Consider the following 17,344-nt stretch of genomic DNA (forward strand, 5'->3'; position numbering starts at 1 on the left):
AGGGGAACCCGCGTGTCCAACGATTACGAAACCGCCCGCGCCGAAAGGGCGCCCGCCCTCGACGACTTCCAGGCGTCGCTTGCGAAGAACGGCGCCCAGTTCATCCAGGTCCACCTGCCGGATATCAACGGCAACTTCCGCACCAAGATCGCGCCCTTCAAGATCTCCTCGCAAGGCGAAGCAGTGAACTGCAACTTCTTCTGCACCGCGCCCGGCGAAGGCGCGCCGCTGCTGGAGCCGCTCTTCCCGGCCGAGGTCTCCAGCGAGACGAACGGTTTTCCGAACATGCGCGGCCTCATCGACCCCGCGACGGTGCGCCAGCATGAATGGGCACCGGAATGGGCCTCGGCGATCGTCGATTCCTTCGAGATCGGCGGCCGGCGCAATCCGCTCGACCTGCGCGGCATCATTGCGCGCCATGAACAGCGGGCCGCCGACCTCGGCTACGAGGTGAAGTTCGCGCTCGAATACGAGTTCGGCATCTTCGAGATCGACGAGGAGAAGATGCGGGCCGGGCACTACCGCGACCTCAAACCCTGGGGCCATGGCGACATCAACTATTCGCTGATGCGCTCCAAGGGATTCCAGGCCTTCTTCGCCGAGCTCATCCGCCGGCTGAAGGGCATCGGCATCACGCTGGCCGCGGTGACGACGGAATACGGCTACGGCATGTACGAATATGCGCTCGGCCCGAAATCGCCGCTAGAGGCGGCCGACGATGCCGTTCGTGCCAAGATCGTCCTTCAGGAACTTTGCCTGGAGCACGGCCTCACCGCCACCTTCATGGCCCGCTTCCAGCCGCTCGGCACGCACAGCGCTTCCGGCGCGCACCACCACCAGAGCCTCTGGAAGGATGGCCGCAATGTCACTGCAACCGGCGAAAACCAGCTGAGCGCAGTCGGCCGGCACTATCTCGGCGGCCTGTTGCAACATCTGCCGGCCTCGCACCTCGCCTTCCGGCCGAACATCAACTCCTACCGCCGCTTCGACCGCGGCGCCTGGTCGCCGACGACGATCGGCTGGGGCCATGAGGACCGCACAAAATCGATCCGCGCCATCATCATCCCGTCGGAGCCGGCCGCCCGTTTCGAGCACCGCGTCCCGGGCTCGGACATCAACCCGTATCTCAGCGTCGCGATGATGCTCGCCGCCGGCCTCGACGGCATCGAGAACCGCATCGATCCGGATGCCATCGCCGACCGGGAACTGCCCGATACGCTGGAAGGCTCGATCGCGCTCTTCGAAAAGGACGCCTTCGTGACCGAGGCACTCGGCGCCGGGTTCCAGGCCCATTATGCGGCGAGCCGCCATTTCGAGGCAGCGGCCTTCAAGGCCTGGCTCGACCGGCACATCACCGATTTCGAATTCCAGCGTTATTTCGCCGGCCTCTAGGCCGGTCTTTGCTTGACGACAAAAAAGGGGAACCAGATGTCAAAGCAAGCCTCCGCAGATACGCCCGCCAACCGGCTAAGGCCGGATTCTCTCGGCGTCGGCGCCATCACCTTTCTCGTGGTGTCGGCGGCAGCGCCGCTCACCGCCACCGCGGGCGGCGTGCCCATGTCGATGCTGCTCGGCAACGGCGCGGGCATTCCAGCCGCATTTCTCGTCGTGGTCGCCGTGCTGCTGCTCTTTTCCGTCGGCTACGTGACCATGACGCGCTACGTGCGCAATGCCGGCGCCTTTTATGCCTATGCCTCGCAGGGCATCGGCGGCATTGCCGGCGGGGCGGCCTCGCTCGTCGCGATCCTCGCCTATAATGCCATGCAGATCGGCGTCTACGGCCTGTTCGGCGCGGCGACGGCCGGCTTCCTCGCAACGCTCGGCATCACCCTGCCCTGGTGGGCCTGCGCCTTTGCCGGCATCGCCATCGTCGCCGTCTGCGGCTACCGCCATGTCGACCTCTCGGCCAAGATCCTGGCGGTGCTCGTGCTGCTCGAATTCCTCGTCGTGATCATCGTCGATGTTGCCATTCTCGTGAGCGGCGGCGATTCCGGCTTCACCTTCACGCCGTTCACACCCGCCGCCTTCTTCTCCGGCTCGCCGGCGATCGGCCTGCTGTTCTGCTTTGCATCCTTCGTCGGCTTCGAGGCGACGGCGATCTACAGCGAAGAAGCGCGCGATCCGCTGAAGACCGTGCCGCGCGCGACCTATGTCTCCGTGCTCACCATCGGCATCTTCTACATGCTCACCTCCTGGCTGATGGTCATCGGCGCCGGCGAGGCGAAGCTGCTGCCGGAATTGCAAAGCCTCGCCGATCCGACCACCTTCCTCTTTGCGCTGGCCGAACGTTATGTCGGTAGCTGGATCGTGCCGATCATGAGCCTGCTCTTCATCAGCAGCCTTTTTGCCGCTGTTCTGGCGCTGCACAATGCCGTCGCTCGCTATGTCTATGTCGGCGGCCGTGAGGGCTTGTTTCCGAAAATCTGCGGCACCACGCACGGCCTCTTCCAGAGCCCGCATGTCGGCTCGGTGGTCCAGACGGTCATCGCCGTCGTGGTCATCGCCTATTTTGCGATTGCGGGACTTGATCCTGTGCTGGCGCTCTTCGCCTGGCTCACCATGCTGGCGACGCTCGCCGTCATGGTGCTGATGGCGCTGACCGCCGTGGCGATCTTCTGCTATTTCCGCAAGAACCCGCAGCTCAAGCACGGTGTCTTCGTCACGACGATCGCGCCGCTCGCGGTGGCGGTCACGCTTGCCGCGATGATCTACTTCGTGACGGTGAATTTTGGCGTGCTGACCGGGGCGAGTTCGGTGCTTGCCGTGGCGCTTCCAGCTTTGATCCCGGCGGCGGCCCTCATCGGCATCCTGCTCGCCACGCGCCTCAGGGGCGCAAGCCCCGATCGCTTCGCGCAGCTCGGCTTCGGCATCTGAGTTGGAGCCGGCACGCCCCCGGTGTGCCGGCTCAGCCTACCAGGCGATCGTCTCGTTGCGATAATCGACGAAATGCACGCCACCGCTGCCGGCGCGGGCAATCAGCGTGCCGACGATGCCGGCGGCGCTCGTCTCGACATCGAGCGGTGCGCCATCACCGCCCATGTCGGTTCGAACCCAGCCCGGCGAAACGGCGAGATAGGTTTTGCCGTCCGCATGCCGGGCGGCGAAACTCTTCATCAGCTGGTTGAGGGCAGCCTTGCTGGCGCGATAGACATCCCATCCGCCGCCGGCATTGCCGCTGACACTGCCCATGTTCGAAGACATGGCGGCGACGACGCCGGCGGGCGCCATCAGACCGTGCAGCGCGCCGATGACGCGCAAAGGCGCCAGCGCATTCGTGGCCATGACATCCAGGAAATCCTGCTCCGGCACGCTCTCGATGGGGGATGCAGGATCATTGGCGATGCCGGCATTGACGAACAACACGTCCAGCCTGCGCCCGGACAGGGTTTTTCGCACACGCTCGATATCCTCGGCGACGGTGATGTCCATCGCCACAATCGAGAGGGTGCCCTTCCCCGCCAGCGTTTCGAGAGCCGCGCGACCACGCTCGTTGCGCACGGTCGCGATCACTTCCCATCCGCGCGCCTGAAAGGCTCCCGCGAGACCCAGGCCGAGGCCTCGCGATGCTCCGACGATCAACGCCACCTTTTGCGACATGCTGCCCCTTACGCTCTCTTCAGCCCGCCGAAGCAGGCATATTTCAGCTCGACATATTCCTCGATACCATATTTGGAGCCTTCGCGACCGAAGCCGCTTTCCTTGATGCCGCCGAAGGGCGCGAGTTCGGTGGAAATCAGGCCCTCGTTGATGCCGACCATGCCGAATTGCAGCTCTTCGAGCACATGCCAGATGCGGTTGACGTCGCGCGCGTAGAAATAGGCCATCAGGCCATAGCGTGTGTCGTTGGCGAGGCGGATGACCTCGGCTTCGTCCTTGAAGCGGAAGACCGGGGCGACCGGGCCGAAAGCCTCTTCCTGCGCGAGCCGCATCGAGGCCTGCATGCCGCTCAGCACCGTCGGCTCGAACCAGGTGCCGCCCAGCGCATGCGGCTTGCCGCCGGTTTCGACGCTGGCGCCATGACCCACGGCGTCGCCGATCAGCTCCGCCACCTTCGCCACGGCCTTGGCGTTGATGAGCGGCCCCTGCACCACCTCCGGCGCGGCACCGTCTCCCACCTTCAGCTTCGCAACCTCTTCCGTCAGCTTCGCCACGAAGGCATCGTGGACACCGTCCTGAACATAGATGCGGTTGGTGCAGACGCAGGTCTGGCCGGAATTGCGGAACTTTGACGCGATGGCGCCGGCGACGGCGAGATCGAGGTCGGCGTCGCCGAAGACGATGAACGGCGCATTGCCACCGAGTTCCAGCGAGACCTTTTTCAACGTGTCAGAGCACTGCTGCATCAACAACTTGCCGACGGCCGTTGAACCGGTGAAGGAGAGCTTTCGGATGACCGGATGCTCGCAGAGCAGGCGGCCGATGCCGGCGGCGTCCTTCGACGGCACGATGTTGAGCACCCCGGCCGGAATGCCGGCCTGCCGGGCAAGCTCGGCCATGGCCAGCGCCGTCAGCGGCGTTTCCTCGGAGGGTTTGACGACCATGGTGCAGCCCGCGGCGAGCGCTGCGGCCGCCTTGCGGGTGATCATCGCCAAAGGAAAATTCCAGGGCGTGATGGCGGCGCAGACGCCGATCGGCTGTTTCAGCACGACGAAACGCCGGTCGCGCCCGGCCGACGGGATGACGTCGCCATAGACGCGCTTGGCCTCTTCGGAGAACCAGTCGACGAAGGACGCGCCGAACGCCACCTCGCCCCGCGCCTCGTAGAGCGGCTTGCCCTGCTCGGCGGTGATCAGCCGGGCAAGGTCTTCCGTATGCGCGGTGATCAGGTCGAACCAGGCGCGCAGCAGCTTTGCCCGTTCCTTGGCCGGGCGCTCGCGCCAATCCACCTGTGCGCGCTCGGCGGCGAAGATCGCGCGCTCGACGTCAGCCGCCGCGAGGTCGGCGACGCGGGCGAGAACCTCGCCCGTCGCCGGATTGCGCACCTCGAAGGTCGCGCCCCCATCCGCACCCACCCACTCACCATCGATGAAGGCGCGGTCATGCAGCAGCGCGAGCGTCATTGCCCGGCCTCCACCTTTTCCAGCGCCGCCCGCAGGCTGTCTTTCAGGATAGCGATGCCTTCGTCGAGATGGTCGAAGGGGATGGTGAGTGGCGTCAGCACACGCACGACATTGCCGTGAACGCCGCAGGAGAGCAGCAGCAGGCCCTTTTCGGCGGCGGTGTGCGTGATCGCCTTCACCAGTTCCGGCCAAGGCTGGCGCGTCTCGCGGTCGCGCACGAACTCGATCGCCACCATGGCGCCGAGGCCGCGCACCTCGCCGATGCAGGCGAATTCGTTGCCCTCCTGCCAGTCCTCGAAGACCGCCTTCAACCGGCTTCCGACCTCGTTGGCGCGATCGATCAGCTTTTCATCCTCGATGATCTCCATCACGGCAAGCGAGGCCGCGCAGGAGAGCGGGTTGCCGGCGAAGGTCGAGCCGACGCCGCCCATCGGGATCTTGTCCATGATATCGGCGCGACCGGTGACCGCAGCAATCGGGAAGCCGCCGCCAAGCCCCTTCGCCATGGTGACGATATCAGCGGCGACGCCGGCATGTTCCATCGCAAACATTTTGCCGGTGCGGGCAAAACCCGTCTGGATTTCATCGGCGATGAGCAGGATGCCGTGTTTGTCGCAGATCTCGCGCAGCGTGCGCAGGAAGGTGACGGGCGCCGGGTAGAAGCCGCCCTCGCCCTGCACCGGCTCGACGAAGATGCCGGCGACGCGGGTGGGATCGACCTCGGAGCGGAAGAAGCGGTCGAGCGCCGTCAGCGATTCCTGCTCGGAAATGCCGTGATAGGGGATCGGGAACGGCAGGTGGAAGACATCCGGCACCAGTGGGCCAAAGCCGGCCTTGTAGGGCGCGGTCTTGCCGGTCAGCGTCATCGCCATCAGCGTGCGGCCGTGGAAGGCGCCGGAAAAGGCGACAAAGGCCGATCGGCCGGTCGCGGCGCGGGCGATCTTGGCGGCGTTCTCGATGGCTTCCGCGCCGGTGGAGACGAGAAACGTCTTCTTCGGGAAGTCGCCCGGCACCAGGTCGTTCAGCTTCTCGCAGACCGCGACATAATCGATATAGGGCGTAGTCTGGAACGAGGTGTGCGTGACCTTGTCGAGCTGGTTGCGCACGCGCTCGACCACTTTCGGATGGCGATGGCCGGTATTGTTGACGGCGATGCCGGCGGCAAAATCGATGTAGCGCTTGCCTTCGACGTCCCACAGTTCGGCGTTTTCCGCCTTCTCGATATAGACGTCGAGATGTTTCGACAGGCCAGCCGGAATAGCGGCAGCGCGCCGCGCCGTGAAGGCAGCGTTCGTGGACATGGATGTCTCCTTGGACAGTTTGTTATGGCGCGGCGCTAATCGCGGCGCTTCAAATTGGCCGGCCCCACCCTCTCGGACGGAGCCGGCGCATCAATTCCTAGACGGCCGCCTTGGCGCGGCGGGCGTCCCGGGCCAGCTTCCAGTCGACGCATTCCTCGGAGCAGTAAATGCTCCCGTCATGCACCTTCTTGCGGGCGGAATCCTCGGCCGAGGCCTCGTAGATCAGCACGCCGCAATTGGCGCATTTCGTGTAGCTTTCGATGTAAAGCCCGTTCAGCGAAAACTTCATGGTCTCAGGCCTCCTGGTAGCCGTAATGTTTCTGGGCGGCCGCCTTGGAGACGTAGCCCTCGCGGACATCCTCTGCGACCGCTGCCGGGTCGCGCTTTGCCGGTTCGCCGTAGCCGCCACCGCCCGGGGTGACGAGCCGCACGCGGTCGCCGCGGCGGATCGAGACGTTGGAGTAGCGGCTGGTCGAAGCCTTGCCATAGGCTTCGCGCATCGTCTGCCAGTCGTCGCGGCCGTTCTTCATGACCAGCGTCGCGCCGACGCCGCCTTCCGTGCCGCCATTGAGGCCCCAGGGGGCGAGCAGGTGGCGGTCGGTCATCTGCGAGCAGATGATCTCGTCGTTGAGGCACAACATCTGCTTGGAATAGCCGACCCCGCCGCGGTACTCGCCGGCACCGCCGGCATCGACGTTGAAGGCGAGGCTTTCGATGCGCCAGGGGAAGCGCGTCTCGTAGACTTCGACCGGCGTGATGCGGCAATTGCCGTTGATCGAATCGACGCCGTCATTGCCGTCCGCAAAAGCGCGGCCGCCCCAGCCGACAGCTTCGAGGTCGTAGCAGGCGAAATATTCGCCCGTATCCGCATCGACGCCGCCGAAGACGAAGTTGCAGTGCGTCGCCCCTTCCGCCGCCATGACGCGGTTCGGAATGGCCGGGGCCATGGCGCCAAGGATGGTGCCGACGATGCGCGGGTGGGTTTCAGTGTTGCCACCGACTTCCGGTGCCGGGAAATCCACGTTGACGATGGTGCCGGGGGGCGCCATCACGCGGATCGGCCGGAAGCAGCCGGAATTGCGCGGGATCGTCGGGTCGGTCATGTGCAGCACGGCATTGTAGGCGGCCGAGGTGGCCACACCGAGCGTCGCGTTGATCGGGCCGGAAGCCTGCGGCGAGGAGCCGTGGTAATCGACGATGATCTCGCCGCCGCGCTTGTGCACTTCCACGGCCACCGTATAGGTGCGCTCGGCGTCGATGCCGTCGCTCTCGATCGTGTCAGAGAAGGCATAGATGCCGTCGGGGATAGCCTCCAGTTCGGCGCGCATGCGCCGTTCCGAATAAAGCAGCAGGTCGTTGACGGTCTCCTTGATCTTCTCCTTGCCGTATTTCTTGTAGATCTGCGTCATCTGCTTTTCGCCGAGATCGACGGCGGCGATGAGGGCACGAAGGTCGCCATAGTTGACGCGCGGCGTGCGCACGTTGGCGAGAAGCAGTTTCCAGACCTCGATATTGTCCTTGCCGCGCTTCTTGATCTTCACCGGAGGAATGCGAAGGCCCTCCTGGAAGATTTCCGTCGCCTCGCCGCAGAAGCCGCCCGGCGCCATGCCGCCGACTTCCGCGATATGGCCGATCGCCACCGCAAAGCCCATGATCTCGCCGTCGACGAAGATCGGCTTGAAGAAGGTGTGCTCCGGCGTGTGCAGGCCGCCGCGATAGGGGTCGTTGTGGAGGATGACGTCGCCCTCCTCGATCTCGTCGATCGGGATTTCCTTGAGGCACGACTTGACGAGCAGCGGCATGCCGCCGATCTGCGCCGGGCAATAGTCGGCGACGGCGATCATGTCGCCATTCATGTCCGCGAGGCCGCAGGTGAAGTCGAGCGCCTCGTTGAAGATCGTCGAATAGGACGTCTTCATCAGCACGATCCCCATCTCCTTGCAGAGAGAGACCATGCTGGATTCCAGGATGTTCATCGTAACGAAGTCCATGACGGTACTCCTCAGGCCGAAATGATCAGATTGCCGAGCCGGTCGACGCGGAGCGTCTGTTTCGGCTGCAGGATGGTGACGGAGGCGTTTTCCTCGACAATGGCGGGACCGGTGACGGTCTGGCCCTGCCTGAAGGTGCCGCGGTCGTAGGTCTTCACCTCGTGCCAGCCGTCCTCGAAGCGCACCTTGCGGCTGCCGGAGGAAGCAGGCGTACCTTCGCCCTTTTCGAGTTCGCGCATCTTCGGCTTTTCCGAAACGGCGACGGCCACGACCTTGAGATTGACCGTCTCGATGGTCTCGCCGGGAATGGAGAAGCCGAAGCGGTTCTGGTGCTCCTCGTGGAAGCGTTCCCAGAGGCTTGCGATGGTTTCCTCGGTGAACTGGTTGGCCGGAAAACTCAGTTCCAGCTCGTGGTTCTGGCCAAAGTAGCGAGCCTCGATGGAACGGTAGATCTCCACCTTCTGCTGGTAACCCTGGGAGACCAGCTCGGCGATGGCGCCATCCACCAGCTCCGTCATCGCCGCCGTGGCGCGGGCGCCGTCGAAGTATTTCGAGATCTGCTGCACGGTGCGGTGCCGGTCGACGCGAGCGTCCGTCATGATGAAGCCGAAGGCGGAGAACTGGCCGGGATAGTTCGGCACGATGCCCTGCGGGATGCCGGAAATATCCATCAGGTCGCAGATATGCACCGGACCCGCCCCGCCCGAGGCGACGAGCGAGAAATCACGCGGATCGAGGCCGCGCTGGAGCAGGACGGCGCGCAGCGCGCCCAGCATGTTGTTGTTGGCGATCTGCACCATGGCGAAGGCAGCGGCATCGACTTCAAGGCCGAGCTGGTCGGCGATCTTCTTCACCGCGCGATGCGCCGCCCCGGCATCGAGCTTCATCTTGCCGCCGAGGAAGTAGTCGGGGTTGATGCGGCCGAGCACGACGTTCGCATCCGTCACGGTGGCGTTCTCGCCGCCGCGGCCATAGCAGGCGGGACCAGGTGCTGCACCGGCCGATTGCGGGCCCATGCGCAGCATACCGCCCTTGTCGATCCAGGCAATCGAGCCGCCGCCGGCGCCGATCGTGTGGATGTCGATCATCGGGATCTGGATCGGCAAGCCCCATTCGATCTCGAAGCTCGTCGTCACATGCTCCATGCCGTCGACGACGGTCGAGCAATCGGTCGAGGTGCCGCCCATGTCGAAGGTGACGAGGTTCTTGATGCCGGTTAGTTCGGAGAGAACGCGGGTGGCGACGACCGCGCCGGTCGGGCCGGACAGCGTCATCTGCACCGGCGCTTCGGCGGCACCTTTTAGCGTCGATTCACCGCCGTTCGACTTGATCACGCCAATGCGGTCGCCGATGCCGATGGCGTCAAGGCGCTTCTGCATGCGGTGGAAATTGTCGGAGACGATGGGCTTCAGGTAGGCGTCGGCGATCGTTGTCGAGGCGCGGTCGTATTCCTTCCACTTCGGCAGGACCTCGTAGGAAATCGAGATCGGCATGCCGGGCAGTTCTTCCGCAAGGATATCGCGGATGCGCTGCTCGTGGCTCGGGTCGATATAGGAGAACAGCGTGCAGACGGCGATCGCCTCGATCGTGCCATCGGCCTTGATCGTTGCGGCAAGCTCGCGCACGGCCGCCTCGTCGAGCGGCGTGACAAGCTCGCCCTTGGCGCTGAAACGCCCGCCGATCTCATAGGTGTCGGCGCGCTTCATCAGCGGCTTGGTCTTGATCCAGGTAATGTCGTAGTGGCTGCGGCGGTCGCCGCGCTGGATGAAGGGAACATCGCGAAAGCCGGTGGTCGTGACATAGGCGACCTTGGCGCCGCGGCGCGTCAGGAGCGCATTGGTCGCAATCGTCGTGCCGAGACGGATCTTGTCGACGCTCGCAACATCTTCCACCTGTCCAAGCCCCTGGAGCACGCCTTCGATCGGTTCGGAGGGCGTCGTCAGGTTCTTCCAGTTCTCGATGGTGCCGGTCGCCGCATCGTAGGAAACGAAGTCGGTGAACGTTCCCCCAATATCGATGCCGATGATTTTTCTGTCAGGCATTGTTCCCTCTTTTCTCATGGATAGGGTCAGGACGAGCGGGGTTTTTCCCGCTCGTAAGCTTCAAGCAGGTGGCGCCAGGAATCGCGGATGTGATCGCGGATGGCGTCCATCGCCTTTTCGGGGTTGCGGGTGCGCAGCGCCTCGACGACCGGCCAGTGATCGACGGCCGCCGCCATCTGGCTCTCGAACTGGCGCTCGGCCATGGTGATGAGCATCTGCACTTCCGCCTGGATGTTGGTGAAGGCGTGCAGCGTCTGGCGGTTCTTCGAGAGCCGGCAGATTTCGAGGTGGAAGGCGAGGTCGTTTTCAACCAGCGCGATCTCGTCATTGGCATTGGCGGCCGCGACCATCGCATCGACGAAACCGGCAATGCGCTCGATGTCGGCGTCGGTCATCTGCGGCAGCGCCTGCTCGACGGCGAAGCGCTCGACCACGACGCGGAACGAGAAGATCTCGTCGATATCGCTGTGCAGGAAGGTGCGAACGAAGGTGCCCTTGCGGGGAACCGCAACGAGCAGGCCGCGCTCCTCCAGCCGGCGGATCGCCTCGCGGATGGGGTTGCGGCTGATGCCGAGCTGGCGCGCGAGTTCCGCCTCGTTGATGCGCTGGCCGGGCTGGAGCCGGCCGAAGATCAGTTCGCGCACGAGAAAGGTCGAAACCTGGTCGGACAGCATCCGGTGGTCGATGATGCCAATCGGCTCGTCGGTATTGAAGAGTAGATTGTTAGCCATTGATGAGCCCTTTCTCGCGATGTTCCTGCTCCGGCAGGGTCATTTCTCGCCCTGCCATGATTCCGTCTTTGCGGAAGACCAGTATCAACAGCATAAAGGCCGCGATGATAAGCTCCTGCGTGCCCGCCGGCAGCGACCACTGCTCGCCGCCGATCGAAATCCCGCCTTCGAGGCGACGGAAGATATCGACCATCGCCGTGATGACGACGACGCCGACCACAGCACCCGCAAGGCTGCCCATGCCGCCGACGATGAGCATGGCGAGCGCCAGGAAGGTGAAGCTCAGGAAGAAACTGTTGATCGAGACAGTCCCGAGATAGTGGGCCTGCAAAACCCCGCCGAGGCCGACCATGAAGCCCGAGAGCGTGAAGGCGATCAGCCGCGACCAGTAGAGCGAGATGCCCGACGCTGCGGCCGCCACCTCGTCCTCGCGCGTCGCCCGGATAGCGAGGCCAAAGGCGGAGACCTGGTAGAGATAGGCGACGACGATGGTGACAACGGCGCAGCCGAGTGCCAGCCAGGCCGTCACATAGGTCGGCAGGCCGACGATCGAGGCGGAACCCATCGTGACGCTGTCCCAGTTGGAATAGACGACGTTCAGGATGAACAGCACGGCGAGCGTAGAGATCGAGGCCGCCAGGCCGGTGAGCCGCATGATGACGAGGCCGGTGAGGAAGGCGGCACCGCCGGCAAGCAGCACCGAGACCACGGCCGATGGCAGCAGCGGAATGCTCTGGTCGCGCAGGAACGGCGGCAGGCCGGACATGGTGATCGGCTTCAGCATCTCGCAGCAGGTCTGCCAGGCGGAAGCGTAGGCGGCGATCGCCATGAAGGTGGCATGGCCGAAGGAGATGATGCCGGAATTGCCGACGAAGACGTAGAGCCCGACGACGATGACGATGCTGATCAGCATCTCGATGACGGTGCGCTGGATGGAGAGACCGCCGAACTGGCCGGTGACCACCACGATGATCGCAAGCGGTACGACGAGGGCGAGCACCGGAAACCAGAAGCGGCCGATCGTTGCGAAGGACATGGTATCGCTCTTCATTATACGCGCTCCTTCGCGGCGCTGGTGACGATCAGGCCCTGGGGGCGCACGAGGAGGATCAGGATGACCATCATGAACACGCCGGCATCGCGGAAGGGTCGCAGGTCCGCCGGCAGATAGGTTTGCAGGAGCACGCTGGCGACGCCGACGAGGAACCCGCCGAGTGCCGCGCCCGGCAGCGAGCCCATGCCGCCGATGACGGTGGCGAAGAAAGCGTAGACGACGGGCATCAGGCCCATGCGCAGGTCGAGCGTGCCTGTCTGGATCGTGAGCAGCAGCGAGACCGCGCCGCCAAGCAGGCCCGAGATGGCGAAGGCGAGCGCGATCACCCGGTTTGCCGGCATGCCGAGCAGGCGGGCCATCTGGAAATTCTCTGCCGCAGCCCGCATCTGGATGCCAAGCGGCGTCTTCTTGAGGAAGAGCACCAGGGCGACCAGCAGGCCGGCGGTGACGACCATGGTGAGGAGTTGCACGCCCGGAACCCGCACGCCGCCGATCTCCACAGCATTGGCCAGCCCCTGCCCTATGCCGACCGATTTCGGCCGGCCGGTATGGATGAGCATGACGAGGTTCTGCAGGAAATAGCTGACGGCGAAGGAGGAGATGAGCAGCGTCGACGGATTGGAATTGCGCAGCGGACGGAAAGCGACACGCTCCGTCAGAAGCGCCAGAGCCATGACGACGACGAGCACGCCGCCGATCATCAGGGCCGAGGGCAGCGCACCGAGCAGCAGCGGGGGCGTGACGCTCGCGGTCGGCAACACCAGCGCATAGGCTCCAATGGTGATGTAGTCGGCCTGCGCAAAATTGACGAGCCGCATGACGCCGAAGACGAGGCCGATCGCCAGCGCGACGAGGGCATAGAGGCTGCCCAGCGCGATGGCATCGACGAGAACTTGAACGATGTTGGCCATGGCGTCCGGTTCCTAGATCGCGAGGGTGCTGTCAGCCGCCTTTTCGCCGAGATAGGCGCGGCGGACGGCGGGGTTTTTCTGGATATCCTGGGGCGAGCCCTCGGCGAGGCTCTGGCCGCCATCGAGCACATGGATGCGCTGGCACACACCCATGATCACCTTCATATTGTGTTCGATCAGCAGCACGCCGCAGCCGAAACGCGCCGGCAGTTCGGCGATGACTTCCATCAGCGCCTCGCATTCGGCATCGTTCATGCCGGAGGCCGGCTCGTCGAGCAGCGCGAAGGACGGCTGCAAGGCGAGTGCCCGGGCAATGCTGACACGCCGCTCGTCGCCATAGGAAAGGCTGTCGCAGCGGTGGTCCGCCTTTTTGGCGAGACCCATCCAGTCGAGGATTTCGAGCGCCCGCTCCCGGGCCGCCTTGCGCGAAAGTCCGCTGCCGATCGCGGCGACCGAAAGGTTCTGTTCCACCGTCATCGCCCGGAAGAGACGCGCCCCCTGGAAACTGCGGCCGACGCCGGCCTGGGCGATCTTGCGGGCCGTGAGCTTCGAAACGTCGATACCGTCGAGGCTGATGCTGCCGCTGGTCGGGCGCTGGAAGCCGCTCAGCACATTGACCATGGTCGTCTTGCCGGCGCCGTTCGGACCGATGAGGCCGAGCACCTCGCCGCGCCGGAGTTCGAGGTCGACCCCGCTCAAGGCCCGGATGCCGCCAAAGGCGACGGCAACGCCGCGGGCTTCCAGCCGTTCTTTCGATGGACGTGACATATCGGGCGAGACCTATTCGTAAGCTCGGCTATGAATTTGCTTGGAGATTTTGGTTCCGCCGGCTGCACCGCCATGCAGCCGACGGGTCGCTGCCGGTTACTGACCGACGCGGAACAGGAGCTTCATGTCCGGCTTGAACGAGTTCCGGTAGACCTCGACGGCGCGGAAGGAGTCGTTCTCGACCTTCATGATCAGCCAGGGACGATCGACCTGGATATGCAGCTGATCGGTGAAGGATGTCGGGCCGGCGGTGAACGGCTGGTCCTTGAAGGTGTTCATGACGCCGACCACGGCTTCGGATTCCGTCGTCTTCGCCTGCTCGACCGCATAGGCCCACTGTTCGATGAGGCTGTAGCCGAGAACCGAATAGGAGGAGACCGGCGGCTCGCCGTAACGCGCCTTGTGGCTTTCGAGGAAGGTGTTCATTTCCGGCCGCGGATCATCGCCGTAAAGCGACATGAAGGCGGGCAGGTAGAAATCCTTGAGGCCCGGCACGGCGTTCAGCCAGTAATTGTCGACCATGGCCGTGTTGGCGAGGATCGGCAGGTCGATGCCGGCGGCGCGCAGCTGGCGCACGGCCGAAGCGCCACCAGGCGTGAACGAGCAGACGAAGACCGCATCCGGCTGCGTCGCCAGTCCCTTGAGGCGGGTGATCTGCGAGGCGATCGACGGGTCGTCGTTCTTGAACGTGTCATTGCCGAGGATCGTTTCCGCGCCGGCGCTTGCAGTCCAGGCCGCGCGGAAGCCGGCGCAGGCCGACTTGTTGTATTCGATCGTCAGGTCTTCCAGCACGTAGACCGACTTCAGGTTCATTTTCTTGTTGCCATATTCGGCAATGGCGATGCCTTCCGACTGTGCCGCGCTGTTGGCGGTGAAGGCAAGCGGGCCGACGCCCTGCACGCCCATCTTCGGATCGGCCGCGCAGAGGCTGAAGGCGATCTTGCCGGCCTGCTTGGCGGCAAGCGCCGACGGTGCGCCGAAATCGTAGTCGCAGGAAACGACCAGCATGTCGACGCCGCTGTCAACGAGCTGTGCGCCGACCGTCGCGGCACGGGCCTGCTCCGTCTTGGTGTCCATGACCGAATATTCGATCTGGCGACCCAAGAGGCCGCCGGCCTTGTTGATTTCCTCGATCTTCATGACCGCGGCCTTAAAGGGCGCGCTGTCGTAGTTCGAAAGCCAGCCGGATTCCGCGATGGCGAAGCCGATCTTGATCGGCTCTTCGGCCTGAACGCTGGTCACCGGCAACAGGAGGGCGATTGCGGCCGAGGCGGCCACAGCAACAGATTTCATCGTCGTTCCCCTTTGGCGATGAACGATGCATCGCCATAATTTTTGCACATAGTCCTCTGTGGACAGAAGACAGAATGCGGGTTAGATTTTTTTTGTCAACGGCAAAAAACGGTGAGCCTTTCCGATTTCGATCGACGGCCTCAACCGCGCTAAAGGGGAACGACATGCTCGAAATACGCAGCCTCACCGCCGGCTACGGCCGGCTTGCTGCCTTGAAATCGGTCGATCTGGAGGTCCGCAAGGGCGAGATCGTCTTCGTCGTCGGCCCCAACGGCGCCGGCAAATCCACACTTCTTAAGACGATTTCCGGGCTCATGGCGCCGACCGGCGGCACGATGACCTTCAATGGCGAGCCGATTGCCGGCCAGGTGCCCGAAAAGCTGTGCCGCAAGGGCCTGGCGCTGGTGCCGGAAGGCCGCAGCATTTTCCGCACGCTGACGGTGCAGGAAAACCTGCTGCTCGGCGGCATGATCCGCAAGGACAAGGCCGAGGCCGCTGCCGATCTGGAGCGTGTGCTGGCCATCTTCCCGATCCTGAAGGCACGCTATCGCGGTGTCGCCGGCCACCTTTCCGGCGGCGAACAGCAGCAGCTCGCCATCGCCCGCGCCATCCTGCAACGCCCTTCGCTGATGATGATCGACGAACCCTCGCTCGGCCTTGCACCGCTCGTCATCGACCAGGTCTATGCCAGCCTGCGCCAGCTCAATGCCGACGGGTTGACGCTGCTCGTCGTCGAACAGTCCACCGCCCGCATCCTCGACCTTGCCTCCCGCATCTACGTACTGCGCAACGGCCATGTGGCGCTGGAGGGTTCAGCAAGTGAGCTTGCCGACGGCCACGCATTGGAAGAGGCTTATTTCGGCTATGGCGAACGCCAGGCTGCGGGCGCATAATCGGCCAGGCAGGGGCAGGACAGATGATTTTCGATTATTGCGTTATCGGCGGCGGCATCGTCGGGCTGGCGACGGCCATGCGGCTTCTGGAAGGCCAGCCCGGCAGCAGCCTGATCCTCATCGAGAAGGAGGATGCGCTCGGCAAGCACCAGACCGGCCACAACAGCGGCGTCATCCATGCCGGCATCTATTATCCACCCGGCAGCCTGAAGGCCGAACTCTGCCGCAAAGGCGCCGAGGCCACCAAGGCCTTCTGCCTGGAGAACGACATCCGCTTCGAGGTCTGCGGCAAGCTGCTCGTCGCAACATCCGATCTCGAAGTGGAGCGCATGGAAGCGCTCTACGAACGCTCGAAACAGAACACGATCGAGGTCCAGCGCATCAGAGAGGGCGAGCTGAAGGAGCGGGAGCCGAACATCCGCGGCCGCGGCGCGCTGTTCGTGCCCTCCACCGGCATCGTCAGCTATGCCGAAGTCTGCCAGGCCATGGGACGGCGCATCAAGGCGCTCGGCGGCGAAATCCGCCTTTCGACGCGCATCACCGGCATCCGCGAATCAATCGGTTCCGTCGATATCGCATCGGCCGGCGAAAACTGGCAGGCGAAAAAGCTGGTGGTCTGCGGCGGCCTCCAGTCGGACCGGCTGGCCGTGCTCGCCGGGCTCTCGATCGAGCACCGCATCGTGCCCTTCCGCGGCGAATATTATCGCCTGCCGGCAGCCAAGAACGACATCGTCCGACACCTGATCTACCCGATCCCCGATCCCGCCCTGCCCTTCCTCGGCGTGCACCTGACGCGGATGATCGACGGCAGCGTGACGGTCGGGCCAAATGCCGTGATCGGCTTTGCCCGCGAAGGCTACCCACGCCTTTCCGTCAATGTCGCCGACATGGCCGACTACGCGCTGTTTCCCGGCTTCTGGAAAACCGTATTCGCCAACCGCAAATCCGCGGTTACCGAACTCAAAAACTCTCTCTGGAAACCAGGCTACCTGGAAGAATGCCGGAAATACTGCCCAAACCTTGACCTCACCGACCTGCTCCCGCACGAAGCCGGCATCCGCGCCCAGGCCGTCCGCAAGGACGGCGCCCTGATCCACGATTTCCTCTTCGCGCAGACCGACCGCATGCTGCACGTCTGCAACGCCCCCTCCCCCGCCGCCACCTCGGCAATCCCGATCGCCGAAATGATCGTCGAGCGCATGGCAGAAAAGAGCCGGTGAAACTTGCGCGCGACATCGGCGACGGTCTGCGGGCGGTTGTTAAACGGATGATTGCCCGATAATCTCGCCGCCAACCTTTC

The 17,344-nt window shown here is 64.2% G+C and carries 15 protein-coding genes; 4 read left to right on the top strand and 11 right to left on the bottom strand.

What is annotated here, in order from left to right:
- Positions 1-12: 12 nt before the first annotated feature.
- Positions 13-1,392, top strand: a complete 1,380-nt coding sequence (locus tag AC1Q6Z_RS09475) for a glutamine synthetase family protein (protein WP_492647594.1) — start codon at positions 13-15, stop codon at positions 1,390-1,392.
- 36 nt (positions 1,393-1,428) lie between these two features.
- On the top strand, positions 1,429-2,874 hold the full coding sequence (locus tag AC1Q6Z_RS09480) for an APC family permease (protein WP_492647595.1): 1,446 nt from the start codon (positions 1,429-1,431) through the stop codon (positions 2,872-2,874).
- Between the two features lie 36 nt (positions 2,875-2,910).
- On the opposite strand, the gene AC1Q6Z_RS09485 is transcribed toward AC1Q6Z_RS09480, so the two are convergent.
- The 11 genes from AC1Q6Z_RS09485 to AC1Q6Z_RS09535 all read right to left on the bottom strand — a co-directional run bounded on the left by AC1Q6Z_RS09485 (position 2,911) and on the right by AC1Q6Z_RS09535 (position 15,151).
- A complete protein-coding gene (locus AC1Q6Z_RS09485; RefSeq protein ID WP_492647596.1) occupies positions 2,911-3,597 on the bottom strand; it encodes an SDR family oxidoreductase in 687 nt (228 codons plus the stop codon).
- A gap of 8 nt (positions 3,598-3,605) precedes the next feature.
- The gene (locus tag AC1Q6Z_RS09490) at positions 3,606-5,060 is read right to left on the bottom strand and encodes an NAD-dependent succinate-semialdehyde dehydrogenase (RefSeq protein WP_492647597.1); all 1,455 of its coding nucleotides are present in this window, start codon (positions 5,058-5,060) and stop codon (positions 3,606-3,608) included.
- Complete coding sequence (gene gabT / locus AC1Q6Z_RS09495) at positions 5,057-6,361, bottom strand: 4-aminobutyrate--2-oxoglutarate transaminase (protein ID WP_439615434.1); 1,305 nt, start codon at positions 6,359-6,361, stop codon at positions 5,057-5,059. Before gabT ends, AC1Q6Z_RS09490 begins: the two co-directional genes overlap by 4 nt.
- Positions 6,362-6,458: 97 nt before the next feature.
- Positions 6,459-6,650: a hypothetical protein gene (locus tag AC1Q6Z_RS09500; protein ID WP_023513745.1), complete on the bottom strand. Its 192-nt coding sequence runs from the start codon at positions 6,648-6,650 to the stop codon at positions 6,459-6,461.
- A 4-nt stretch (positions 6,651-6,654) separates the two neighbouring features.
- On the bottom strand, positions 6,655-8,352 hold the full coding sequence (locus AC1Q6Z_RS09505; protein WP_492647598.1) for a hydantoinase B/oxoprolinase family protein: 1,698 nt from the start codon (positions 8,350-8,352) through the stop codon (positions 6,655-6,657).
- 11 nt (positions 8,353-8,363) lie between these two features.
- Positions 8,364-10,394: a hydantoinase/oxoprolinase family protein gene (locus AC1Q6Z_RS09510; RefSeq protein WP_492647599.1), complete on the bottom strand. Its 2,031-nt coding sequence runs from the start codon at positions 10,392-10,394 to the stop codon at positions 8,364-8,366.
- 26 nt (positions 10,395-10,420) lie between these two features.
- Positions 10,421-11,125 carry a GntR family transcriptional regulator gene (locus AC1Q6Z_RS09515; RefSeq protein WP_256114903.1) on the bottom strand — a complete coding sequence of 235 codons (705 nt, stop codon included), beginning with the start codon at positions 11,123-11,125 and terminating at the stop codon, positions 10,421-10,423.
- Entirely contained in the window at positions 11,118-12,176 is a 1,059-nt protein-coding gene (locus tag AC1Q6Z_RS09520) for a branched-chain amino acid ABC transporter permease (RefSeq protein ID WP_492647600.1), read from the bottom strand. The genes AC1Q6Z_RS09515 and AC1Q6Z_RS09520 overlap by 8 nt, the downstream gene beginning before the upstream one ends.
- Positions 12,176-13,090 carry a branched-chain amino acid ABC transporter permease gene (locus AC1Q6Z_RS09525; RefSeq protein ID WP_160872508.1) on the bottom strand — a complete coding sequence of 305 codons (915 nt, stop codon included), beginning with the start codon at positions 13,088-13,090 and terminating at the stop codon, positions 12,176-12,178. The genes AC1Q6Z_RS09520 and AC1Q6Z_RS09525 overlap by 1 nt, the downstream gene beginning before the upstream one ends.
- Positions 13,091-13,102: 12 nt before the next feature.
- Positions 13,103-13,858, bottom strand: a complete 756-nt coding sequence (locus AC1Q6Z_RS09530) for an ABC transporter ATP-binding protein (protein ID WP_492647601.1) — start codon at positions 13,856-13,858, stop codon at positions 13,103-13,105.
- Between the two features lie 96 nt (positions 13,859-13,954).
- Entirely contained in the window at positions 13,955-15,151 is a 1,197-nt protein-coding gene (locus AC1Q6Z_RS09535; protein WP_435264644.1) for an ABC transporter substrate-binding protein, read from the bottom strand.
- Between the two features lie 164 nt (positions 15,152-15,315).
- Here AC1Q6Z_RS09535 and AC1Q6Z_RS09540 point away from each other — a divergent pair, with 164 nt between their 5' ends.
- Positions 15,316-16,044, top strand: a complete 729-nt coding sequence (locus AC1Q6Z_RS09540; protein WP_439622811.1) for an ABC transporter ATP-binding protein — start codon at positions 15,316-15,318, stop codon at positions 16,042-16,044.
- 26 nt (positions 16,045-16,070) lie between these two features.
- Positions 16,071-17,264 (top strand): L-2-hydroxyglutarate oxidase, encoded by a 1,194-nt coding sequence (lhgO, locus tag AC1Q6Z_RS09545; RefSeq protein WP_492647850.1) that lies wholly within the window; start codon positions 16,071-16,073, stop codon positions 17,262-17,264.
- Positions 17,265-17,344: the final 80 nt, after the last annotated feature.

It is taken from the genome of Shinella sp. GW835-FHT14H05, assembly GCF_058793575.1.